The sequence below is a fragment of the Moraxella sp. 179-F 1C4 NHS genome (assembly GCF_045370505.1).
In the GTDB taxonomy this organism is placed as follows: domain Bacteria; phylum Pseudomonadota; class Gammaproteobacteria; order Pseudomonadales; family Moraxellaceae; genus Faucicola; species Faucicola tetraodonis.
The window spans coordinates 1-23,731 of the sequence record NZ_JBIQEC010000014.1; the positions used below are offsets into that span (position 1 = coordinate 1).

Here is a 23,731-nt window from a genome sequence, read left to right on the forward strand (position 1 = left end):
AGATAGACCTCTTTTCTTAAGGGCTATTCTATCTTATTTGCTGCAATTTTTTGGTCTAGTTTTCGGGGAGTATTATACATTGCCATTGAAACAGTTACCACAAGGTTTAAGATATTTTGTTGTTCACGGGTTAACAGATGCTGGGCGGTCGCCACGCTAAACAGTACAAACGCAAATTCCCCGCCTTGCGCTAGCGTCACCCCAAGACGGATACTGCTTTCGTTTTTGTTGCCCATGAGCCGCGCAATGATTGTCAGCACCACAAACTTAATGAGCATCAGCAATACTGCCAAACCAATGATGAGAAAGGGCTTGGCGACAATTAATTTTACGTTGGTGAGCATGCCAACTGACATAAAAAACAGCCCAAGCAGCAACCCCTTAAATGGCTCAATACTTGCCTCTAACTCGTGGCGGTATTCGGAGTCAGCCAGTAGCACCCCGGTTAAAAATGCCCCAAGTGCCATTGACAAGCCTATATAATTCATCAATAGCGACACACCCAGTACGATAAACAACGCCGTGGCGGTGAGCAGCTCGGTGGCGTTACTAGAGGCCACGAACTTAAAGAAAGGACGTACCACAAACCGACTGACAAATATCATGCCAGCAAAAATACTGATGACTTTGGCAAAATAAATCCAATCGTAATTTTGCTCTTGCGCGCCCGACAAAAATGGCAATGCGGCAAGTAAAGGAATAACCGCGATATCTTGAAACAATAAAATAGTAAAGGCTTGTTGACCATGCGTGGTGGCAAGCTGCTTCTTTTCACCCAATAACTGCAACACAAACGCCGTTGATGACAGCGCCAAGCCAAAACCGATGACAAAGCTATTTGATAGCCGAATATCTAAAAAATACCACGATAGCAGCATCAGCACCACGCCCGTGACAATCACCTGCAGCCCGCCTAACACAAAAATCTGTTGCCTAAGTGCCCAAAGCCGAGAGGGCTGTAGCTCTAAGCCAATAATAAATAATAGCAGCACGACCCCAAATTCAGAAAAATGCAGCAAGTCATCGGGGTTACCCGCAACTTTTAAAAAACTTGGACCCAGTAGCAAACCGGTAAACAAATAACCCAATACCGTGGCGATACCAAAACGCTTTGCAAGCGGTATCAAAATCACTGCCGCACCCAAAAAGATAGTTGCGTCAAGCATCATAGAACTATCAGCACTGGCGGCAAGCACAAACATACAAAACCTCAATATTTTTAATTTTTGACAAAAATTTTCCAAATCCCGTTATCGGCAATCGCATTTTTATAGGCGTCATTGCGTTTCTTACGGGGAGTTTGCCGACTGTCCACCACTTTAAAGTCTGCTAACGTTTGAATCACCAAACCTGTGCGATAAAAACGAATCCGTTCAGGCTCTAGCAATTCACCTTTGGGATTGCGACAAAACACATAAGCACGTAAATCAATAAATTCACGATGCGCCACCAGCCGCACGTCTTCGCCTTTGGCTAAGGCATTTTCCATCGCCATCAACTGGGCATCCTCATACGGACCGCATTTTTCAACCAGTGCACCCACCGAGCCAAAATTTTTGGACTCTTTGGCTTTGGTACGGGTCAAATGTAGTTTTTGCACATGATAAATAAACTGCGGTATCTCAAGGCTTGCGGGTAATGGCAGATAATCAGGCGGCAATCCTGCCGAAGGATAAAACCCTTTGGCGCGGTCAATCAAAGCTTGCCAGGTTTGCTCATAGCTTTGCACCTCTGCCAAATTGCCTGCATAAATAGGCAAATCTTGAATTTGGGTGAGATAGGGCGGCGGAAAAAAATTGTCCCGAAACTGGGCAATATCGGCTTGCAAGGTGGAGAGCAATAACTTGACCTGTTTTTTATGCGCCTTTTCATCAACCAGCAATGCTGAGGGATTGCTATTATCTGAGTTGTCTGAGCCATCAGATTGGGTGAGATGCAAGTTGGGTGCCACAAAAGGTGCAGAACGGTGTGTCATACGCGTTTACCTCCAGTAAGCTAATGATTTTTATATAGATTTAATAGAAACTTAAATAGATATTAAATACAGATGTTTAATTGTTTGGCAAACGTTTAGCAAGCGTTTAGCAAACAACGCTTGCCACAGCATGGTGCTGATTCATCCTAACATATTTAGCCTAAGTAATGCGCACTATTACGCAATTAATCGTAAGAAAAGTTAAGCAAGCAAATAGCAAACCCCACAAAATAAAAACTAAAAACGCTCAGCGGCAACATCCATTTTTTGGCACCTTGGGTCAAAAAGTCGGTTAGTGCGCGTGCGCATGGACAGGAGGTGCGCTAGTAATATCACAATTAAACTGCGCGGAGTGCGCATGCAAATCACTTTCAAATTGAATGGTACTGTGCCCAATGCCTAAATGCTGTAACTCATGCTGTAAGTCTGATAATAGTGCATCAGTCTGCTGCAGGGTAAGCGAGCTTGGGACGATGATATGACAAGATAAGCTATGTAAGCCGCTGGTAATCGTCCAAACATGTAAATCATGAACCGATAAGACGTTTGGGTGGGCAGAGAGGGTTTTGATAATAACGCTTTGGTCAATATGATTGGGCGCGCCTTCCATCAAGATATGGGCGGCGTTTTTGACAACAGCATAACCACTACGAACAATCAGTAGCGCCACCAAAATACTTACTGCCGCATCTGCCCACACCCAGCCAAACAGCATAATCATAATAGCAGCAATAATTGCAGCCACCGAGCCTAGCAAGTCACTTAATACATGTAAATAAGCGCTTTTCATATTGAGATTATCAGTATCACCACCGTGCATCAGCTTCGCCACCACCAAATTGACGATAAGCCCAATAGTACTGATAATTAGCATACCCGTAGTGGCGATTTGTGGCGGCTGCTGAAAACGCAGTACGGCTTCATAGATAATACCTGCACTGATAATCAGTAGCGTCAGACCATTGATGAGTGCAATCAAAATCTCAAAACGGCGATAACCAAAAGTTTTATGGGAGGTAGCAGATTTTTTACCGATGATAAACGCAAACAAAGTCATGGCAAGTGACACCGCATCACTAAACATATGACCTGCATCTGATAACAACGCCAAACTGCCAGTAATATAACCGCCGATGACTTCAACAATCATATAGCTTGCAATGATAGCAAACGCTATCGTGATGATACGCTGATTATCCGTATGACTATGACTATGAATGTGGTCAGCGTCATCATGGCGGTGATTGTCGCCATGACAATGCGCATTAGGCTGCTCATGATGTGGCACATGAGGGTCGTCAAGGTGCGCGTCAGTAGGCGGCTTTGAATCTTGAAGCGGTTTTGGGGTCATTGTTATTTACTTACCCTAATTAATGGCAAAAATTAGCTAAATTGTAGCCCAATCAGCGACTTGAAAAAAGCCCATTTAAACATCAGCATGAAATAAGCGCTTTAGCAAAAGCAATGGTTTTACAAGTCAGGTTAAGACCAACTCATCGGATCAATGTCAATCGATAGTCTGGCATACTTTGCCGATGGCAAGGCAATTGTCTGTCGCCACCAGTCCGACAACAGCTGCTGGCGAACGTGGCGTGTTTTGGTCAAAATCAATAAATGCGAGTGATAGCGACTGTTTTTCTTTGCCATCGGCGCATCCATCGGGCCATTAATCGCAATACCCAAGGCTGTCATCTGTTGGCGTGATGGCAATAGCGCAATCGCTTGATGCAAAATTTGCTGATTGTTTTCTAACGATTTGCTTTCCACCCGTACCAAACAAGCGTAAGTAAATGGCGGCAATCCCAACATGCGCCGCTCAACCAATAATTGCTGGGCAAAACTCAGATATCCTTCACGTACCAAAGTCAGTAACGCAGGATTTTCAGGTTGTAGGGTTTGTATCAGTACCAGACCTGCTTTATCGGCACGACCTGCACGACCTGCCACTTGGATAATCAGCTGGGCGGTATGCTCAGGAGAGCGAAAATCTGACGATAAAAAACCACGGTCAGCATTGGGAATTGCCACCAACGTCACATTGGGGAAATGATGCCCTTTTGCCACCATTTGCGTGCCTACCAAAATGGCTTTGGGGTTATCAGCAATACGCTGATACACTTGCTCCCAACTGTTTTTTTTACGCGTGGTATCGCGGTCAATCTGAATCACAGGCACATCGGGGAAAAGCTCAGTTAACCCTTCAACCATCCGCGCCGTACCCATGCCCACAGGGTCAAGATTGCTACTACCACAGCTGGGGCAATGGTTCGGGATGGCTTGCTGCCAATCGCAGTGGTGGCATTTTAGCATTGCCACTGGCTGAAAATGCACTGTCAAATGCGCATCACAGCGCGGGCAGTCTGCTTGCCAGCCACAAGCATCACACAATAAGATGGGCGCGTAGCCACGACGGTTTAAAAATACCAATACTTGCTCATCTTTATCCAACGTTTGCCGAATGGCTTGAATTAAACTTTGCGCCAAACCGTTTTGCCATGCCTGTTGGCGCGCATCAATCAGCTGCATGATGGCAGGTTTGGCATCGCCTGCACGCTGGGTCAAAGTAAGCTCGGTAAGTTTACCTTGTTGTACCAGATACAGGCTTTCAAGTGATGGCGTCGCGGTGCCCAAAATTACCGGACAATTAAGCTGAAACCCCCGATAGAGCGCCACGTCACTGGCGTGATAGCGCAGTGAGTCTTGCTGTTTGTAAGATTGGTCATGCGACTCATCGACAATAATCAGCCCTAAATTGGCAAATGGGTATAACACTGACGAACGCGTACCGATAATAATTTGCGCATAGCCCAGTCGGCATTGTTGCCAGCCATCAAGCCGCACGGTGTCATTAAGTCCTGAATGTAGCATCAATACTTGGGCTTCAAATCGTTCGGCAAATCGCTGTCTGGTCTGTGGGGTCAGCCCAATTTCTGGCACTAAGATAAGCACTTGTTTGCCTTGTGCCAGTACCGTTTGCATCACCTGCAAATACACTTCGGTCTTGCCACTTCCCGTAATGCCATTGAGCAAAAAACCTTCATAGTGTGGCTGCTGGCAGGCATGGGTGATTTTTTGCACCGCTTGTTGTTGCTGTACATTTAAGGTGAGCGGCATGGTGGCAAGCTTAGCAAGCTTGGGTAAAGATGGCATTTGATAAACAGGCGCAATCAGACCTTTTTGCTCAAATTTTTTTAAATAAGCGGGTTCAACGCCATTGTCTATCAGCTCAAACTCAGTTACAAGCTTTGTGTCATTGCGATTCGAATTACCATGCGAGTTGATAACCAATTCACATAAAGCAAATTGTTGGCGTTGTTTTTTTGCACTGGCGGAAAAATCCGCGTCAGTGGCATCGCGTAATTGTCGCCAGCATAATTGTCGGTAGTCGAGCGTCATTCCTTGGCGAATTAACGTCGGCAGCATGACAGCGAACACATCGCCAAGCGGATAGCAGTAATAAGCAGATAGCCAATAAGCGAGTTTTAGCAAAGCCTTATCGACAATCGGCACTTCATCAAGTATGTCCAATACAGGTTTAATCGCATTTTGCGTAAGCTGACTGTGCTCAATATGCGCCACCACAATGCCGACCAATTTGCGCGCACCAAACGGTACTCGGACGCGGCAGCCAATCGCGGGCAACGCATCGCCCACAACGCGATAATCGAACACCGAATCAATGGGCACAGGTAAAGCAACTTGGATTAGCAAAACACACCTTTAAAAATTGTTGTAGGGATGAATTATAGCCCAATTCTAGGCATTAAACTGTGGTCAGATGGGCAAAAATTTGACATAAAAAAAGGCAAGTCTTGTAACTCACCTTCCATTTGAGCGGGTTAACATTATAAAACCAAAATCGCTTCAATTTCGACCACCGCACCTTTTGGCAAGGCAGCCACTTGCACCGCGGCACGGGCAGGGTAGGGGGCAGTTAGGCGCGTCGCAAAAATCTCATTTAAGGCCGTAAAATCTGCCAAATCGGTGAGCGAAACATTAAACTTCACCACATTGGCTAACGAACCACCTGCGGCTTGGCAGATAGCCTCGATGTTTGACATCACTTGGTTGGCCTGCGCCACAAAACCCTCGGCTAGGGTCATGGTGTTTGGGTCGAGTCCGATTTGACCTGAAATATAGACAGTCTTATCAACTTTCACGGCTTGTGAATAAGTGCCTACCGCAGCAGGCGCATTGTCAGTATGAATGATGTCACGGCTCATATTATTTCCTATTACAGTATGATGGGTTTATAAAATATCTTTATTTTTTGGCGCAGACGTGTTCTGGCTCTGAGAAAGTAGCACTTCGTCATTCCATTGATACAGTCTTACAATATTGGGGTAGCCCAAGAAGGTACGGAGGCGCTGAATTAAGCTTGCAATCTGGTCACGGCTTTGCACCACCACAAACAGTAAAGTATAGCCATTACGCTGTTCGATATATTCAAAACCTGCTTGAGTGTCACGCACAATAAAGATTAAATCACTGATTTGCTCATCGGTTAAGTTTTGATTAATTTTTAGCGCAGCATCAAAATAAATACGCTTGGATATCTCATCCTCACTGTTAGATACCCGCCAATGTAGGGGAATCACTTGGTATTCATTGACACGGCGAATTTCATCAATTGAAAAACATTTGTGTCGATGCACCACCAAGCCATTTTTCGAAATATGCCCGACAATCGGGTCGCCATACACAGGATGACAACAGCTTGAAAACGTCATTTCCATATTGGCGGCATCCGCAATCAAGCTTTGCGGTTGGTTAGCGGCATGGGCACTGGCTTGGTTTTTGGCAAGCTGCTCTTGGGTCAATAAGCGCGAAACGGCAATCTGCGGCAGCAATTTACCTGTGGTAAACTCCGTAAAGAACGCACTTTTATCCTGTAAGCCACGCCAATCAAGTAGCAATTGCCATTGTTCATCACTCACATCAGCGAGTGAAAGATTTTGCGTTTTAAGCGCGCGCTCAAAGGCGGTTTTACCTTCGTGCTCTTTTTGCTCAGGATTTAAACCTTTTAACCATTCAAACAACGCACGGCGCGCTTTATTGGTTGCCACAAAACCCAGCCACTCCGCTTTTGGAATCGCATTGGGGTCTGTATGAATTTTGACCCTATTGCCAGTTTTCAAAATCGTACCCAGTTTGGCTTCTACGCCATTTATTTCAGCGCCGGTTGCACGGTTACCGATATGAGTACTGATAGTATAGGCAAAATCAAGCGCTGTGGAGCCGCGCGGCAACTCATAGGCATCACCGTTTGGGGTATAGCAAATAATTTTACGTTCGTGAAGATAGTCAATCAGTTTATCGACCACCGTCACCGCATCGGATGGCTGCTCTTCGATATCGCTTTCATTGTCAGCAATCAAGTTTTGCAGATTGCGTAGAGACGCCTGAATCACTGACTGGCTAAGTGGCGATGCTGCTTCACCCATCAAAATCCCTAAACGGGTGGTTTTGAGCATGGTTTTAGTCAAAATGACGACTTTGATGGTGTCATGATCGTTTTTATAGGTAATGGTCAGTGATTGGTTGCCCCCCGCACGCGGATGGCGGATATTGTCTTCGATACACTCAGGCGCAATTTGGTATTTATTGATAAAATACTTGGCGATTTGGTCGCAGTCTTCCACTTTATCCATGACCAGCATAAATTCATAATGCCACAGCAAATCGGTGATTTCGCCGCGATTTTTAAAAAACTGGCGAAACAAGGTCACACGGTTATCGACATCTTTGACATAACCTTTAACATCCAGTCGGCTCAAAACGATATTTAAATAATTATGAATAGCTTCTTGTTGAAAGGTGCGCCCCAAGCCATGCTGCATAAGCTTATCGGATAACTTGTTATACATAGGCGCATTTAGGCTGCGATAACATAAAATCTCGATATAGTCGGCTAAATCATTAAGCCCCAGGGTACGAGCAAACGGCACATAAAAATCCAACGTTTCTTGTGCGGTTGCCTGTTGTTTTTTCTCAGGCACCGCTTCGATGGTGGTCATATTGTGCAAGCGGTCAGCCAATTTGACAATCAACACGCGCGGATCTTCTAGCGTTGCGGTAATAATGCGATAAAAAGTCGCGGCTTTATTGATGTGTTTTTCATTGGAGGATTTTAATTTGGTGACACCATTGACGATTTGGGCAACTGCCTTGCCAAACTCTCGGGTCAAATCTTCTTCAGTGGTAGGTGTATCTTCAACGGTATCATGCAAAATTGCCGCCACAATGGTATCGACATCCATGCGAAAACTACCCAAAATCTCCGCTACCGCCATAGGGTGGGTGATATAAGGCTCACCTGATTTGCGTTTGTCTTTGATATGGGCTTGGTCGCCAAAGGCACAGGCTTTGAGAACAATTTGCTGTTCGGCATCATCCAAATAATCCAATACACGCATTAGGTCAAACTGTGCAATATCCACATCAGGATGGCTTAATTTTGGTAAAGTTGATATATTCAAAAAATGTGCCCTCAACGTACGATCGATAGGTTTAACCTGCTAAAAAATTCATATTGTCCTGGTCAGCAGTTAACTCTATCATAAAAAACGGTTGGATAAAAATAGCTGGTATCAAACCAGCTAAAGTTAGTAAAAACGTATTATAAAGATATCTTAATTATTCGCAAAATTACCGCGAATTGTCAAGCTAAGTTACATATAATTCCACGTTTCATTCAATTAAAAAGTCACCTAAAAAAGGTGACTCTTTATAAAATAATAGTCGCTAATTATTAACAGTGGCTTAAGCTAGCGTTAGAATCCATGACCACTTGAAATACTTAAATCAACATGGTGAAATTTGTTAGGCAATTCGCGCTCAGGTTGGTTTAAGATTTCTTTAGTCACCAGTCCATCAGCGATTTCGCGCAGGGCAAGTACGGTTGGTTTATCATTTTCACGCTCAACCATAGGTTCTGATACACCGCGTGCGATTTGGCGCGCACGTTTACTGGCAACAAGAATTAAATCAAAACGGTTGTGGATATTTTCTAGACAATCTTCTACAGTGACACGTGCCATGACTATGGTTATCCTATTCAAAACTAAAAAAGTAATTGATTATTTTAACAAAATTAAACCCATATTGCCAGTAACAATGCACTAATCCAAGATTTTTAACCCTGCTTTGTTTTCACGTTTTGGACGTTGTGTATCGGTGGACTTGGCTGGTTGACTGGCGTTGATTTCAGATTGCGGGGCATTATCGTATTCCGTTGGGTCAAAGAACATGCCTTGTGAATTTTCTCTGGCATAAATCCCCATCACCGCTTGCATCGGTACCCATAATTCTTGCGAAACACCGCCAAATCGCGCATGAAAATTAATAAAATCATTATTAATGACCAAATTACCTGTGGCACGGCTGGCGATATTAAGTACGATACGACCATCTTGCACATATTCGACAGGCACGGTGACATTGGGCTGCGTCGTATCGACCATAATATGTGGAGTTAGGTTATTGTCTTCAAGCCATTCAAAAATAGCGCGTACCATATAAGGGCGAGTCGGGGTGAGTTGAAAGTCGTTTTCCATGATGATTCTCTTATTTTAATGATTACTATTTTAAACTAGTTTTAAAGGTTGGGCGATTAAACATCCGATCCATATATTGATACAACGGACGGCACAGATGCAGCGGCAATTCAATACCCATGGGTTTTAAGCGATATAAAATCGATGACAAAATGCAATCACATACACCCATAGTATCTGAAAGAAAAAAAGCTTTATGGGCAAACAGCGGCGCTATGGTAACAAGAGATTCAGTCAGTTGCTTTCTTGCAATCTTTGCTTGGTTGACATCTAAGGTATCCTTATGGGTCAATAGCGTATCTGCCAGTTTAATCCAGTCTTTCTCAATGCGCCACCATAATTGACGGTATTGTGCCTTTTCAATCGGATTTTCAGGTAGCAGTTTGTTCTGATGATAGCGCTCTTCAAGGTATTCAAAAATAATGCGATTGTTATATAAAATCAATTCACGATGAATAAATACCGGTAGCGTGTTGTAAGGATTGATATCAGGTAAATCTTCGGCAAAATCCTCATCATCACGAATGTTCGTCTCACTAAATTCTATTTTTTTCTCAAGTAAAACCAGTCTTAATTGGTGACTCAGGTAGCCATCATCGGCATAAATCAACGGGGTGTTCGAAGTAGGGGTCAACATAGTTAAAAATAATAAGCTGTATCAGCGTAAAGGATAAGCCTAGCTTAAAATGACTGAATTAGCAATAACTGTGAAAGTTATCGTATCAACCAAGCAATAAATGCGCATAAAAAAAGGCAGCCTAAGCTACCTTTTCTTATATGAACCCTTATTTAACGTCTTTCCAAAATTCTTTATTGAGTAAGTATACTGGAATTAATAACGCAAGTAAGAATAAGATGACCCAAAAACCATATACTTTACGTTGGTGCGCTTGCGGCTCTGCCATCCACGCCATAAAGTTGACGATATCACCAATATTACGACGATATTCTTCTTTTGAGGTGTTCATTTGCATATCATGAAGGACGAACGGCATGGCAACATTCGGCAGTACGATATTGTTGGCACCCCAAGGACGACTTGGATCTTCATAGAAGGCTAACAAGTACGTATAAACCCAATCATTACCACGTAGACGGGTTTCAAGTGACAAGTCAGGTGGCTGTGCACCAAACCAAGCCTTTTGAAGCTCTGGGTCTACGCCTGCATTGATATGGTCACCGACTTGGTCAGTGGTCAGCATCAAGTATTTTTCCACCAACTCTTTTGGAATGTCCAAGTCTTTATACATTTTTGAGTAGCGAACATACTGTGCTGAGTGACAGCCTGCACAGTAACTCATGAATAATGAGGCACCACGTTGAATAGACGCTTTATTAGTCAAATCCACAGGGGCGGTTTCACACGCCAAATGCGCTTCTTTACCATCAACTGTTTTATAAGTGCCACAGCCGCCTTCGCTAGCTTGTGCGGCTGTCGCGCCCAAACCTAATGCAACTGTCAAACCCAATCCAGCAACTAATTTTTTAACCGCTTTCATTAGTGACCTCCAGTTACACGTTCAGGTGGCTGTTTGCAAGTTTCAATCGATGTATAGATTGGCATTAGCAAGAAAAACAAGAAATACAAAATAGTACAAATACGTGCCACAATCGTTGCGGTATCACTTGATGGAATTACCCCTAAGTAGCCTAAGATCAAGAAACTAACAACAAAGATAGCAAGCGCAATTTTTGACAAAATACCTTTATAACGCATTGAACGCACAGGCGATTTGTCTAACCAAGGCAATACAAATAAAATAGCAATTGATGCTGCCATCACAATAACACCCGGCAGGGCTGAACCAAACATAGATGGGGTTGCACGTAACATCGCATAAAAAGGCGTATAGTACCAAACAGGGGCAATGTGAGCAGGTGTTTTAAGTGGGTTTGCTGCTTCAAAGTTTGGTGGCTCAAGGAAGAAACCGCCGCCTTCTGGGAAGAAGAATACCACGGTAAAGAAAACGATAAAGAATACCACGATACCAATCATATCATGTACGGTGTAGTATGGGTGGAAAGCCACACCATCAAGAGGTACACCATTTTTATCTTTAAGTTTTTTGATATCGATACCATCTGGGTTATTAGAACCAACATGGTGCAATGCTACCAAGTGAACAAATACCAGACCCACTAAAATCAAAGGAATCGCAACAACGTGCAAGGCGAAGAAACGGTTTAAGGTAATACCCGAGATGATATAGTCACCTTTTACCCATTCTCCCAATGCATCACCAATAAATGGAATCGCGGCTGGTAAATTTAAAATAACCTGCGCACCCCAGAAAGACATATTACCCCAAGGTAATAAGTAACCGAAGAAACCTTCTGCCATTAAGCACAGATAGATACCCATACCGATGAGCCAAACCAGTTCACGGGGTTTTTGGTATGAACCATACAACAAGCCACGGAACATATGCAGATACACGACCACGAAGAATGCCGAGGCACCAGTGGAGTGCATATAACGGATTAACCAACCACCTTGTACATCACGCATAATGTATTCTACAGAAGCAAATGCGCCTTCTGCACTTGGGTTAAACATCATGGTTAGCCAAATACCCGTCACTAACTGATTGACCAATACCACCATTGATAATACGCCAAAGAAGTACCAAAAGTTGAAATTCTTTGGTGCGTAATACTTTGACATATGGTATTCATAAGTTTCTGTCGCTGGAAAGCGCGCATCCACCCAATGCATAAATTTCTTTGCACTCATATTATGCCCCCACCGTTAAGATAGTACCGCTGATGCTATACTCAGGAACTGGCAAATTACGAGGCGCAGGTTGACCCTTAAAAACACGTCCAGCTAAGTCATACTTTGAGCCGTGACAGGGGCATAAAAATCCGCCAACCCAGCTGCTGCCACCCAAATCTGCTGCGCCGACATCAGGACGATAACCTGGTGCACAACCTAAGTGAGTACAAACCCCTTCACACACTAGAACTTCACTATTGTCTTTTGAGCGGCTATTATTTTTGCAGTAGTCAGGTTGTAATGAACCTTCTGATTTTGGATCGGCAAGTGATGATTCTACTTTTGATAAATTATCCATCATCTCTTTGGTACGTTTGACAAGAAAAATCGGTTTACCACGATATTTGATAACAATCATTTGTCCTGCTTCGAGTTTGCTTAGGTCTTGGCTAACAGGTGCGCCCGCAGCTTCTGCTTTTGCACTTGGATACCATGAACGCACAAACGGCGTAGCAATAGCAGCGACACCGACTGCGCCCATAGCGGCAGTGGATGCGATTAAAACTCTTCGACGCTTAACGTCGACGCCTTCGGCATGGCTCATTAAGAACTCCTCCAGATTAATGAAGTGGGTAACCATATTCCCACACTGGGTTTGTGGCTATTGTAAATCAGTTGTTACAGAATTGCCACCTTAGCTGTGCCTAAATTACGCTAATTTTGCTATTTTATGCTATTTTTGCAATAAAATAAATTACCTAAGGTAAATAAAAAAGACCCTTGCAGTAAACAAGAGTCTTTTTTGTAAACGCCAAAAAACGCGGTCGATACGAGAATTTCGACCACGAAAAATATTAACGTTTTGAGAATTGGGGACGTTTACGTGCTTTACGTAAGCCCAATTTTTTACGTTCAACTTCACGCGCGTCACGAGTCACAAAGCCCGCTTCTTTAAGCGCTGGTTTTAAGGTTTCGTCTGACTCGATCAATGCACGGGTAATACCGTGGCGAATCGCGCCCGCTTGACCATTGATACCGCCACCTTTTACAGTCACATAGATATCATATTTGCTAGCAGCATCTAGTAATTCTAAAGGTTGACGAACAACCATTACTGATGTTTCACGACCAAAGTATTGATCAAGTGGTTTACCGTTGACGACGATGTTACCTGTACCCGCAGATAAGAACACACGAGCTGTTGAAGTTTTACGACGACCTGTACCGTAATTGCGTTCCATGTGTTACTCCTTAGATATCTAATACTTGAGGTTGTTGAGCAGTATGAGGATGCTCAGTACCTGAGTAAACTTTTAACTTTTTAATCATCGCATAGCCCAATGGACCTTTTGGCAACATACCTTTAACCGCTTTGTTAAGTACATCAGCGGGTTTGTGTGCGATAAGTTTAGTAAAGTTAGTCTCTCTGATACCACCTGGGTAACCGGTGTGACGGTAGTATTTTTTGTCTTGCGCTTTTTTACCAGTCACGGCAACTTTCTCAGCATTAATCACAACGATATAATCGCCTGTGTCAACGTGAGGGGTGTAAGAAGGCTTATGCTTGCCACGTAAGCGTGATGCGATTTCGCTCGCCAAGCGACCTAATGTTTTACCTTCAGCGTCGACGATGTACCAATCGTGTGTCACTTCATGTGGTTTAGCACTGATAGTTTTCATGTTTAAAAACCTTTTTGAGTTAATAGTTGAGAGTGAGTGTCTGGGAAACGAGGGCTCTCAAAATTACGAACGCATATTATAGGGATTAAGATAGTGACTTGCAATACAAGTCAAGCATTTTTAAAAAATAAACTTGCAAAAAATAGGCAACTAAAATTGCCTATTTATATCAATCGGCGTATGCGTGCACAATCAGACATTAAATCTAAAGTGCATGACATCGCCATCTTGCACGATGTAGGTTTTACCTTCAAGGCGAGATTTACCGGCCGCTGCCGCGCCTTTTTCACCGTTATATTCAATAAAATCATCAAACGCAATCACTTCGGCACGGATAAAACCACGCTCAAAGTCGGTATGAATCACGCCTGCTGCTTCTGGTGCGGTGGCACCGACTTTGACCGTCCAAGCGCGCACTTCTTTAACCCCTGCGGTAAAATACGTTTGCATATTAAGCAGCTCATAACCTGCGCGAATCACACGGTCAAGCCCTGCCTCAGTCATACCCATACTTTCTAAAAACTCTTGTTTTTCATCGTCATCCAGCTGGGCGATTTCAGATTCGATTTGGTTGCATAGCGCGACCACCAACGCATCATCTTTTGCCGCAAATTCCCGTACTTGGTCAAGATAAGGATTGTTGTCAAAGCCATCCTCGCTCACGTTGGCAATATACATGGTCGGTTTTAGGGTGATTAAACCATAACTGCGGATGATTTTTTTCTCATCCTCGTCCAGATTTGCCATGCGCGCAGGCTTACCATCGGCTAAAAATGGCTCAATTTTGTTAAACACATCGAGCATAGCTTTGGCGTCTTTATCACCGCCTTTGGCTTTTTTACCGACATTGATAAGCGCACGGCTCACTGCTTCAAGGTCAGCTAGCGCAAGTTCGGTATTGATAGTTTCGATATCGGATAATGGGTTGACGCGTCCATCGACGTGAATCACGTTGTCATCATCAAAGCAGCGTACCACATGGGCAATCGCATCGGTTTCACGGATATTGGCTAAGAACTGATTACCCATGCCTTCGCCTTTGGATGCGCCTGCCACTAGACCGGCAATATCCACAAATTCCATTGAGGTGGGCACAACGCGCTCAGGTTTGACGATATCGGCAAGTTGTTTGAGACGTGGGTCGGGTACAGGTACAATCCCAGTATTGGGATCTTTGGTACAAAACGGGAAGTTTTCTGCCGCAATTCCAGCTTTGGTCAATGCGTTAAACAGGGTTGATTTACCAACATTTGGCAGTCCGACGATACCACAATTAAAGCCCATACAATGCTCACTAAATAAAGGGTTAGTTAAATTTGTTGCATTATAACAACTTAGTCATCAGAATTCGACAGGCGATTGACGCATCAAAAAATTGAACCATCAAAAATTTAACCCATCAAAAATTTGTAGCATGATATAAACTACAAAAATTTAAATTGAGCGATGGCGCAAATTGCTGTCATACTCTTGCCATGCTATTGCGATAGTCTCCAGTTGTCATGAAATTGTCATAATGGCGCGTCAAGCTATGCTATAATTATCAGCTTGATAGTGATTTGTGTCTGATTGCGGTGAGGGTTATCGTAGACTGCACAACATTGATAATTATTTCATTTTTATAGGAATGTTTTGAGTGACAGTCTCTGCTTTTTTATCACATCAGCCTAGAAAACGTTTTGGGCAAAATTTTTTACATGATCAGGTGATTATTGGGAGAATTATTGACAGTATTCATGCAGGTCGCGATGATTTGATGGTTGAAATTGGTCCAGGCATGGGCGCGATTACTGAGCCGCTACTCAAGGAAGTCAATCGCTTGACCGTTATCGAGCTTGATACCGATTTGGCAGACAGCTTGCGCATTCGTATTGGCGCCAATAGCAATGATGGCTTAACCATTGTCAAAGCCAACGCCATGGAAGTGGATTACCGTGCGCTGTACCAGCAAATCATTGGCGATAACCCTAATGCTGCGCCTGACAAAAAAATGCGCATTGTCGGTAATTTGCCATACAATATTTCTACGCCGTTATTGTTTCATTTATTAAGTTTTGCCGATGTCATTGAAGACATGCATTTTATGCTACAAAAGGAAGTGGTTGATCGCATCACCGCAGCGGTAGATAGCCGAGAATACGGTCGTTTATCCGTCATGATACAGTATTATTGTGAAACTGATTATTTACTGACGGTGCCAAATGGGGCATTTAATCCCCCACCCAAAGTGACGAGTGCGGTATTTCGACTCAGACCTTATCAACAAAAACCGATTGTAGCTGACGATGAAAAGCTGTTTGCCCTTGTGGTGCGTGAGGCATTTAATCATCGCCGTAAGACACTGCGCGCGATTTTTAAAAAATCGCCGATTTTGCCTGCGGTCACAGAACACCAGCTTGTGGCGTGGGGACTTAATCCCCTGGCGCGTCCCGAAACGTTATCAGTGCAGGATTTTGTGACTTTAGCAAACGGTATCGCGGCAAACGGCATCGCGGCAAACGGTATCGCAGCAAATGGTTAATTTTTTTGTAGCTGTTTAAAATTTTACTTTCAAGATGTTATGAGGTGTTATGGGTTTTCGACATCAATTTGTCATTGGCGATATTCAAGGCTGTTATGCCGATTTGCAGGCACTGCTCAAGCAGATTGGGTTCGATGAAAAGCAAGATAAATTATGGTTTGTCGGCGATATCGTGGCACGCGGTGAAGACTCGCTGAGCGCGCTGCGTCTGGTAAAACGTCTTTGTGAAGCCGGTGCTGCCGAAATGGTGTTGGGTAATCATGATATTAACTTAATCGCGGTTTGGCGTGGTGTCATAAAGATCAAAAAAAAGGATAGAACCCAAGCGATTTTTGACGCCCCAGATTGTGATGAACTACTCAACTGGCTTCGTCGCCAGCCGCTGCTTGTTTATCCCAATGATAAAACCGTGATGGTGCATGCAGGCATCCCGCCAAACTGGAGTATTACCCAAGCAGCCATGCATGCGTCAGAATTGCAAACTCAGCTGCAAAGTAGCTTATGGCAACTCGATAGACTGCTGCCAAACCTGTATAGCGATACCGCTGTTCCTTGGTCAAATATGCTGACAGGCTACGCACGCATGCGGGCGATTTGCAATTATTTTACCCGTATGCGCCTGTGTCAAAGGGACGGCACGCTAGAGTTTAGCTTTAAATCCAGTCTAGATGATAAAATGCCAGAGGGTTTTCGTCCGTGGTTTGAATGGCAAGTGCCGCGCGAACGTAAAATCTTATTTGGTCACTGGGCGGCGCTAAAAGCCAAAGTGGATTTGGCAAATGCCAGAGCCACGGATGCAGGCTGTGTTTGGGGCGGCAGTATGATGGCATACCGCCTAGAAGATGAGCAGGTTATCTGTCAAACTTGTAAAGCAAAATAACCTTTGTAAAGCAAAACGACGCTAGAGTTACTGAGCGAGCTGCAGCAGCTGTACAAATGCTTCGGGCAAACGGGTAGGGCGAACTTGGGTTTGCCCTTTTTCATCTTTGCTAGTAGCCACGCATACAATACTTATCTGGGCTTGGCTTAACAGCTGCTGATGGCTATCATAAATCCGCTGTTCAAGCTGTAATGACGCAGATTTGCAGTCTGCCGCCTCAATCACAACAGTGACTTCGCTATCAAGCAGAATCGGACGCAAATAGCGGATGTTGGCTTGGCTCACGACAAATTGGATATCAGCTTTGCCACTATCGCTATGGTGAGTAACGTGACTTGCAGCCTCGGCTGAATGCGCTTGATAAAAATAACTGGTCATCCCCAATGCACGTAACCAATCACGGCGACAACGCTCAAACAGCTTTAAATGATTGGCGTGATACACAATCCCGCCTGCATCGGTATCTTCCAAATAAATACGGTATTGGTTGGCATAAACAGGCTGATTGCTTGACTGAGTGTGGGGCTGATTCTGGAGCTGGGTCACGTACTATCCTTAGGTTAATAATGTTAACAATAAGTCAGTAATTTTTAAAAACCACAAAGTGATAGCATAAAAAAAAGAATGGCGTTAAACCATTCTTTTTTGAAAATGTGCCGTTTTTTATATCCATACTCGTCAAGTCAATTGACGATGATTGACTTTGTCTAATTTTAACGCTTCCAAATAACTGCGGATATGGGTGACGTAATCTAAGCACTGCAGGTAACGGCTATTGCTTTGACTATTGACTTTTAAATACTGATACACGGCTGCCCAATTATTGCCATCAATACCGCGCTTTTGCAAAATCTGCTGGATATCTTTAATCGCTTGTGGACCCATATTGTAAGCCGCTAGGGTAAACCATACCCGATCCGATGCTGGCACTTGGGCAAATTCATGTTGCAGCTGACTTAGATACTTAGCGCCCCCTTGGATGCTCTGCGTCGGGTCAGTCCGATTATCAACGCCCATCGCATTAGCAGTGGCATTGGTCAACATCATGATACCGCGCACACCCGTTGGCGAAATGGCTTCTGCATCTAGATGCGATTCTTGGTACCCCATTGCCACAAGCAGTTCCCAATCAAGCTGGTATTTGTTTGCGGTCTGCTTAAAAGATGGCTCATAGGTGGGCAACACGCGTGTCATGGTATCGGCAAAATGTTGTTGATTAAACGGCTCTGCCAATGGTGTTTGACTATAAAACGCGGCTAAATGTTGGTTACGGGTGAGCGATTGACCGCCACACAGGAAGTTTTTTACATCGTCGTTGAGTTTGATATCATTGGGGTTTAGCTGTATGGCAACATGTTCGTTGAGACCCTGCTTTGATAAATAATCTTTGTCACAGCTTAGACTCAGCGATGATAACGCAGTCGCGTTTTGATAATCTGACACATTGGTTAAGGCGATATCGGCTTTGCCCGTTTTGACAGCCGCCATTGCGTCCGCATCCGTGGCAAACACTTGTGTGCTCATGGTAACATCCAATCGCTTGGCATAATGGCGCATGACATCATAGCCAAAGCCGTGCTCAAAACCATCTTGAGCAAAATAGGTGGTATTACCATTGACGATGGCAATACGTAGCTGCTTTTGAGATAGGATACTATCAAAGGTCGCCATTTTCGGTGCTGCAACCACGCTAGTAGGTGAGGCAAGGGTATTAGGATTGCCGACTTTGTCAGTAATACCCACCTGGGTGGCAACATAAGCTAAGGGCAAACCAATCCCCATCACAGCTGCCAGCTTTTTACTGGCGCCCAACCATTTTAACGGCTTGATAAAGCGATTAATAAGACTAGCAGACGGATTAGCCAGTTGCGCCAAATCTTGCACATGGCTAGGCACCGCTGGCACACGAGACTGGGCAATTTTTGGCGACATCTCCCCACCCAAACAAGGTTTGAATTGAATAGGGAAGAATTGCAAGCGTTTAAATTGGGTCGCGTATTTACTAAAGCGTAATAAAGGATGTTGAAACGGGTATAAAGTTAAAGGGCTTAAAAATGCTTTGACCGACATCGAAATCGACGCAGGATAGGTCAAAGCCAAATCATCACAATACTCAAATGATGAGTTTAGCGGCATGTGTCACTCCACGGTGCACATACGTTAGATACGTTAAATTAATAAAAAACAACTATGCCAAATGAAAACATTTTATGAAACTAAGAACCGAATCGATAGTTAAACCTAGTACCCGTTAAACCAAGCACCAGTTAACTAAGTACTAATTCACTAAGTACTAATCAGCCAAGCCAAATAAGTACATGGCTTCCAATTATCTAACTCTATCCTAAATCTCACCAAAAAAGCTTCCATCCAAAATAGGTCGTTATTAACTTAACGCTAAAAAAAGAGCCAAACAGGTTGGCTCCCCTTATACCTAGGACGGTGATAACTCCCTATCCATTGTAGAGAACTATCGAAATAAATAATAATCAAGTACAACCCGTAAAAGGGTTAAAATTTTTGTAAGTACTGGCAAATTAAAAATTGTTTAATAAGCCCAAGCACTTATAGACAGAATTTAACGTAGGGTAACGTATGGCACGCATAAAATAAATAAACAATAACAATATTTACTGCATGGCAATACAGTTAGTTATATGAAACAATGGGGGTATTGTAGTGAAATTAAAGTTACGCGTCATGTTTTTGAACGTAACGAATGGCAAATTTATGATAAAAAGCGTAAAAAACCCGCTAAAATGCAACTAACGGGTAATAATTAGTCAATAAACTGCCCAATTTTAGGCGGGATTATCGATATCGACAAAATCAACGGTCAAAGCAAGATTTTCTTTGACATAATTCCCCAATGCAAGCACACCACCTCGCTCAGTGGCATGATGTCCACAGGCAAAATAATCAATACCCAGCTCACGGGCTATGTGAGTGGTTCGCTCTGATACTTCACCGGAGATATAGGCTTGACAACCCATTTGTGCCGCTTGCTCAATCATATCCTGTGCGCCACCCGTACACAGACCAATGCGCGAAATTGTTTGATTACCCCCGGATAAATGTAGGGGCGGACGGGTTAAGGTAGTCGATAGTTTGTTGGTGAGAGCTGCAATCGACAACGGCGCTGCTAAATCCACGATATTACCAATCGGATGTTTTTCATTAGGGTATAGCGGCGACAAATCACTCCAGCCCAGCGCTCGCGCTAATTGGGCGTTATTGCCCAATTGGGGATGAGCGTCTAACGGTAAATGATAAGCCAGTAAGGAAATGCCGTGTTGCATCAACAAACGAATACGCTTGCCTTTCATGCCAATTAAAGGCGCAGGTTCCCCTTTCCAAAAATAGCCATGATGCACCAAAATCGCTTGGGCATTGTGCGCAATCGCTTGTTCAATCAATGCCTCAGAGGCTGTGACACCGGTGAGGATGTGCTGTATCGGCTGCCCACCATCCACTTGCAGACCATTGGGACAATAATCTTGGAATTCATTAATTTTTAATAGCTCATTTAACCGATGCGCCAATTGAGTCGGACTCATTGATGTCGGGGGTTGGTTCATTGTATTTTTCAAACTTGTATCTTTCAAAATTCTGTCTTCCAAACTTGTATCTCTTAAAAAATGCATCATGTTTTTACAGTGGTGCGTATTTTTACAGTCGTTCTGTGTTTCTAACGTCTGGAGTGTTTAACATACAGTATTTAATCGGTTATTTGGGTAGCTTGCTTGCCGTGTCATTTGGGGTGATATTGTTGACCGCCTTTTGCACCACTTTTTCTTTAATTGCCTGTTTTTTCTCTGCAATTTCTTCATCAGTCAATTTTTCCGTATGACTGATATTGTCGATATGGGGCGTAGTAGCATGCGGATGTTCTTCTGGCTGTGATGTCAGGGCAGTTTTATGTCCCTTGTTATTTTTACCATCGTTTGCAATCGGTTTATCATCATAGATAATATTACCATCGCTATCGATGAGTGCATACTTCATCGGCTGTTTACGCGGGATGAAAAAGTCAGAGGGTTGGGTCATCAAATGCGAGGCGACCAATTCAAATAAGAATTTCCACTCAAAGACTTTCACATCACGCGCGCGTAGGGCGGTTATTAACGCGAGTGAAAAACTCACCAACAAGTTAATCATACCGATGACCATCACCCCAAATAGACTGACCAAAATAATACCGATTTCTGGAAACTCGCCCGTGTTGGCATAAATGTTAAAAATCCCATGAATAAAGTTGGCAGATGCAAAGGCAATGTGGCGAATATCGAGCGGTAAGCCAAAAATATAGCCAATTGTCGCCGTACTACCCAAAAAGCAACCGAATAAAAAGTTACTCATAATCGCACCCAGATTGCGCTCAATAAAATCGCTAAAACGCAATAACGTTATAGGTGTCATCATCTGTTTGAGGGTAGGCTGGTTGCGGATACGCTCGCCAATTTTGTTGTGTACCGCAAGATTATCATAATAGCCTGCAATCAACCCTGAAATATACAAATACACCCCAGCAATCGCGGCATGAAAGATAGCCAGCGAGGTAAACGGGTTGAGATCATGCAGCAAGTGCTCGGCGGTAGCTGTCGATGTTAACGGATGACCCAACCCATACAACCACAGGGATGAAATCAGTAGCGCAATGGGCATTGCAATTGAAATATTACCCATAATGGCAATAAACTGGGTGCGCATGATATCAACGACCAATTCTGTCAATTTGGTAAATCGTGCCGCTTTGCGTCCTTTTACCTCTGAGATGGTTGAAGCAATCGCGGCAGCCGTCATGGCAGGCTGTTTGGTCGCCACTGTGCCGCCAATGATATGAATCGCCACAAAGCCAAGACCGTAAATCATACTGTTTAAAAAAGCCACGCCAAAGGGTGCCAGCGGTAAGGATTTCCCTAGGATTTTAAGGGTTGCCATAAAGCCGATGAGTAGACCACCCAATGCTGCTTTTTTATACATACGGCGATAGCCCGCTTTATCGGTACTGATATAATGCTCGCCGACCTTACTGGCAGTCTCAGTCACACGGCGCGACAAGAGCGCGGTATTGATGCCAAATAAATATCTAAAACTACTGCGGTGGTATGAATCTTCATACAACGTGTTAATGAGCTCTATGATGGTTTTTTTCTTGATATGATCGTTGTCAGATAGCAGTGACACCAACAATTCAAGACGCTGCAGGCTCTGCTCAAGGCGCACCAACATATTGGTGGTACGCACAGTAATACCCGTTCGATGTATACGGCGACGGATGTTTTGCATCATAGTGCGGGCCTGGTCGGTCAACACTAAAATTTGACTGCTATCCACCTCAGGCTGTGGCATCGCTTGCTCATCCCCTGGCTGCATGCTGAGCTGGTATTGACTGACAAATTCAGCGACTTCGCGGTTCAGTGCAATGAAAGTATCTTGATTGTCAATCGGATTGGGAAACGCCTTTATTAAATCGGCATTGAGCCCGATGCCGTTGATACGCGCCGTTAAAATAGTAATGGCTTTGAGCACATTGGCTTCAAGCGCTTGCACCAATGCTTCTTTGCCTGGGGGTACTTTAAGAATAAGTATCAGTTCAATCCACCAGCGCTCATGGATTAAGCGCACCCAGTAGCGGGTTTTTGGAGTGGCAAAAAACGCATTAAATAACCCAATCAAATCGCGGTCATCGGGTACAGAGGGTAATAGCTTTTCACCGACCAAGTCAAAAAATTGCGAAGTAAAGCCAGCGTCTGACAAGATACCCAAATCCGTGTATAGCGACACCTGACGATAACGACTAATCAAGGTAAGCATAAACACACAAAACCCTTCTGCCCACACACGATTGCCGCGCAATAGTCGAACGAATAGTGCCATCTGTTCATTGGCGGTCGTAGCATCATTTGCACGGTTACGCAGGGTATCTAGCAGTTGTTTAAATAGCGCAACTTGCGGAAAATCACGCAGCGCATTAATTTCGTTTAAAATAGTAGTTAAACGCGCTTCTAAGGTTGGCATCACCTTTAATTGGTCTGCCATATCCGCCGCATCATAATGATGTTGGGCATTGGGTAACGTATCTTGATTATTAGGTTGCGATAAATTCGTCAAACTAACCTCGAAGTAAACAGAAAATTGAATCGTTTTTTTAAATAGGGTGAATCACAACTATAAGAAAAAATACGAAAATAGATATCTTAAGATGAAAATTTAATCGACTCATCAGAAAAAATCCATCATTTATTTGCAACAAAAATCTTATGGGCCAAGGTTTAAAGACAGTAAGAGATAAAATAACGCTACGTGTTACCGCATTTATGTATTCAAGAAAACAACCTAACGGATTATCCTAATTGATTATCTAGCCGCAGCGATTATACTATGGTTACTCTGTTGACTG

Annotated in this window: 20 protein-coding genes and 1 pseudogene; 2 read left to right on the top strand and 19 right to left on the bottom strand. The window is 43.7% G+C overall.

Features of this window, described 5'->3' with window-relative positions; genetic code table 11:
- Window positions 1-77: 77 nt before the first annotated feature.
- The 15 genes and pseudogenes from ACH0AB_RS07715 to ychF all read right to left on the bottom strand — a co-directional run.
- Window positions 78-1,202 (bottom strand): annotated as a pseudogene (locus ACH0AB_RS07715) (monovalent cation:proton antiporter-2 (CPA2) family protein); the annotation flags it as partial.
- Between the two features lie 17 nt (window positions 1,203-1,219).
- Window positions 1,220-1,975 (bottom strand): hypothetical protein, encoded by a 756-nt coding sequence (locus ACH0AB_RS07720; RefSeq protein WP_204156341.1) that lies wholly within the window; start codon window positions 1,973-1,975, stop codon window positions 1,220-1,222.
- A 292-nt stretch (window positions 1,976-2,267) separates the two neighbouring features.
- Window positions 2,268-3,326 (bottom strand): cation diffusion facilitator family transporter, encoded by a 1,059-nt coding sequence (locus tag ACH0AB_RS07725; protein ID WP_406877810.1) that lies wholly within the window; start codon window positions 3,324-3,326, stop codon window positions 2,268-2,270.
- Window positions 3,327-3,457: 131 nt separating this feature from the next.
- Entirely contained in the window at window positions 3,458-5,686 is a 2,229-nt protein-coding gene (locus ACH0AB_RS07730) for a primosomal protein N' (protein ID WP_406877811.1), read from the bottom strand.
- Window positions 5,687-5,820: 134 nt separating this feature from the next.
- Window positions 5,821-6,198 carry a RidA family protein gene (locus ACH0AB_RS07735; RefSeq protein WP_406877812.1) on the bottom strand — a complete coding sequence of 126 codons (378 nt, stop codon included), beginning with the start codon at window positions 6,196-6,198 and terminating at the stop codon, window positions 5,821-5,823.
- 27 nt (window positions 6,199-6,225) lie between these two features.
- On the bottom strand, window positions 6,226-8,391 hold the full coding sequence (locus ACH0AB_RS07740) for an HD domain-containing protein (RefSeq protein ID WP_406877840.1): 2,166 nt from the start codon (window positions 8,389-8,391) through the stop codon (window positions 6,226-6,228).
- 357 nt (window positions 8,392-8,748) lie between these two features.
- Entirely contained in the window at window positions 8,749-9,015 is a 267-nt protein-coding gene (gene rpoZ / locus ACH0AB_RS07745) for a DNA-directed RNA polymerase subunit omega (protein WP_050324096.1), read from the bottom strand.
- A gap of 81 nt (window positions 9,016-9,096) precedes the next feature.
- A complete protein-coding gene (locus ACH0AB_RS07750; RefSeq protein ID WP_472797693.1) occupies window positions 9,097-9,534 on the bottom strand; it encodes a ClpXP protease specificity-enhancing factor in 438 nt (145 codons plus the stop codon).
- A gap of 22 nt (window positions 9,535-9,556) precedes the next feature.
- Entirely contained in the window at window positions 9,557-10,168 is a 612-nt protein-coding gene (locus ACH0AB_RS07755; RefSeq protein WP_312384386.1) for a glutathione S-transferase N-terminal domain-containing protein, read from the bottom strand.
- A gap of 148 nt (window positions 10,169-10,316) precedes the next feature.
- Window positions 10,317-11,030, bottom strand: a complete 714-nt coding sequence (locus ACH0AB_RS07760; RefSeq protein ID WP_007116514.1) for a cytochrome c1 — start codon at window positions 11,028-11,030, stop codon at window positions 10,317-10,319.
- Window positions 11,030-12,247, bottom strand: a complete 1,218-nt coding sequence (locus ACH0AB_RS07765) for a cytochrome b (protein WP_239743629.1) — start codon at window positions 12,245-12,247, stop codon at window positions 11,030-11,032. Before ACH0AB_RS07765 ends, ACH0AB_RS07760 begins: the two co-directional genes overlap by 1 nt.
- A gap of 19 nt (window positions 12,248-12,266) precedes the next feature.
- Window positions 12,267-12,851 carry a ubiquinol-cytochrome c reductase iron-sulfur subunit gene (gene petA / locus ACH0AB_RS07770; RefSeq protein WP_144917352.1) on the bottom strand — a complete coding sequence of 195 codons (585 nt, stop codon included), beginning with the start codon at window positions 12,849-12,851 and terminating at the stop codon, window positions 12,267-12,269.
- Between the two features lie 250 nt (window positions 12,852-13,101).
- A complete protein-coding gene (gene rpsI, locus ACH0AB_RS07775; RefSeq protein ID WP_007116510.1) occupies window positions 13,102-13,488 on the bottom strand; it encodes a 30S ribosomal protein S9 in 387 nt (128 codons plus the stop codon).
- Window positions 13,489-13,498: 10 nt separating this feature from the next.
- The gene (rplM, locus tag ACH0AB_RS07780; protein ID WP_007116509.1) at window positions 13,499-13,927 is read right to left on the bottom strand and encodes a 50S ribosomal protein L13; all 429 of its coding nucleotides are present in this window, start codon (window positions 13,925-13,927) and stop codon (window positions 13,499-13,501) included.
- 192 nt (window positions 13,928-14,119) lie between these two features.
- Window positions 14,120-15,211: a redox-regulated ATPase YchF gene (gene ychF / locus ACH0AB_RS07785; RefSeq protein ID WP_007116508.1), complete on the bottom strand. Its 1,092-nt coding sequence runs from the start codon at window positions 15,209-15,211 to the stop codon at window positions 14,120-14,122.
- Between the two features lie 352 nt (window positions 15,212-15,563).
- On the opposite strand from ychF, the gene rsmA reads away from it, so the two are divergent.
- Window positions 15,564-16,448 carry a 16S rRNA (adenine(1518)-N(6)/adenine(1519)-N(6))-dimethyltransferase RsmA gene (rsmA, locus tag ACH0AB_RS07790; RefSeq protein ID WP_406877814.1) on the top strand — a complete coding sequence of 295 codons (885 nt, stop codon included), beginning with the start codon at window positions 15,564-15,566 and terminating at the stop codon, window positions 16,446-16,448.
- A gap of 49 nt (window positions 16,449-16,497) precedes the next feature.
- Window positions 16,498-17,328, top strand: a complete 831-nt coding sequence (locus ACH0AB_RS07795; RefSeq protein ID WP_160002253.1) for a symmetrical bis(5'-nucleosyl)-tetraphosphatase — start codon at window positions 16,498-16,500, stop codon at window positions 17,326-17,328.
- 27 nt (window positions 17,329-17,355) lie between these two features.
- Here ACH0AB_RS07795 and ACH0AB_RS07800 read toward each other — a convergent pair whose 3' ends face one another.
- The 4 genes from ACH0AB_RS07800 to ACH0AB_RS07815 all read right to left on the bottom strand — a co-directional run bounded on the left by ACH0AB_RS07800 (window position 17,356) and on the right by ACH0AB_RS07815 (window position 23,442).
- Window positions 17,356-17,874, bottom strand: a complete 519-nt coding sequence (locus tag ACH0AB_RS07800; RefSeq protein WP_406877815.1) for a thioesterase family protein — start codon at window positions 17,872-17,874, stop codon at window positions 17,356-17,358.
- A 132-nt stretch (window positions 17,875-18,006) separates the two neighbouring features.
- Complete coding sequence (locus ACH0AB_RS07805; protein WP_406877816.1) at window positions 18,007-19,464, bottom strand: transglycosylase SLT domain-containing protein; 1,458 nt, start codon at window positions 19,462-19,464, stop codon at window positions 18,007-18,009.
- A 665-nt stretch (window positions 19,465-20,129) separates the two neighbouring features.
- Window positions 20,130-20,906 (bottom strand): Nif3-like dinuclear metal center hexameric protein, encoded by a 777-nt coding sequence (locus ACH0AB_RS07810; RefSeq protein ID WP_406877817.1) that lies wholly within the window; start codon window positions 20,904-20,906, stop codon window positions 20,130-20,132.
- Window positions 20,907-21,054: 148 nt separating this feature from the next.
- Window positions 21,055-23,442, bottom strand: a complete 2,388-nt coding sequence (locus tag ACH0AB_RS07815) for a site-specific recombinase (protein ID WP_406877818.1) — start codon at window positions 23,440-23,442, stop codon at window positions 21,055-21,057.
- Window positions 23,443-23,731 lie beyond the last annotated feature (289 nt).

Bases quoted from the DNA above. Each gene is read 5' to 3' on its own strand.
- ACH0AB_RS07740 (WP_406877840.1), bottom strand. From the start codon at position 8,391: ATGCGTGTATTGGATTATTTGGATGATGCCGAACAGCAAATTGTTCTC.
- ACH0AB_RS07760 (WP_007116514.1), bottom strand. From the start codon at position 11,030: ATGAAAGCGGTTAAAAAATTAGTTGCTGGATTGGGTTTGACAGTTGCA.
- ACH0AB_RS07720 (WP_204156341.1), bottom strand. From the start codon at position 1,975: ATGACACACCGTTCTGCACCTTTTGTGGCACCCAACTTGCATCTCACC.
- ACH0AB_RS07755 (WP_312384386.1), bottom strand. From the start codon at position 10,168: ATGTTGACCCCTACTTCGAACACCCCGTTGATTTATGCCGATGATGGC.
- ACH0AB_RS07805 (WP_406877816.1), bottom strand. From the start codon at position 19,464: ATGCCGCTAAACTCATCATTTGAGTATTGTGATGATTTGGCTTTGACC.
- ACH0AB_RS07810 (WP_406877817.1), bottom strand. From the start codon at position 20,906: ATGAACCAACCCCCGACATCAATGAGTCCGACTCAATTGGCGCATCGG.
- rpsI (WP_007116510.1), bottom strand. From the start codon at position 13,488: ATGGAACGCAATTACGGTACAGGTCGTCGTAAAACTTCAACAGCTCGT.
- ACH0AB_RS07735 (WP_406877812.1), bottom strand. From the start codon at position 6,198: ATGAGCCGTGACATCATTCATACTGACAATGCGCCTGCTGCGGTAGGC.
- ACH0AB_RS07795 (WP_160002253.1), top strand. From the start codon at position 16,498: ATGGGTTTTCGACATCAATTTGTCATTGGCGATATTCAAGGCTGTTAT.
- ACH0AB_RS07725 (WP_406877810.1), bottom strand. From the start codon at position 3,326: ATGACCCCAAAACCGCTTCAAGATTCAAAGCCGCCTACTGACGCGCAC.
- rpoZ (WP_050324096.1), bottom strand. From the start codon at position 9,015: ATGGCACGTGTCACTGTAGAAGATTGTCTAGAAAATATCCACAACCGT.
- ychF (WP_007116508.1), bottom strand. From the start codon at position 15,211: ATGGGCTTTAATTGTGGTATCGTCGGACTGCCAAATGTTGGTAAATCA.
- rplM (WP_007116509.1), bottom strand. From the start codon at position 13,927: ATGAAAACTATCAGTGCTAAACCACATGAAGTGACACACGATTGGTAC.
- ACH0AB_RS07765 (WP_239743629.1), bottom strand. From the start codon at position 12,247: ATGCATTGGGTGGATGCGCGCTTTCCAGCGACAGAAACTTATGAATAC.
- petA (WP_144917352.1), bottom strand. From the start codon at position 12,851: ATGAGCCATGCCGAAGGCGTCGACGTTAAGCGTCGAAGAGTTTTAATC.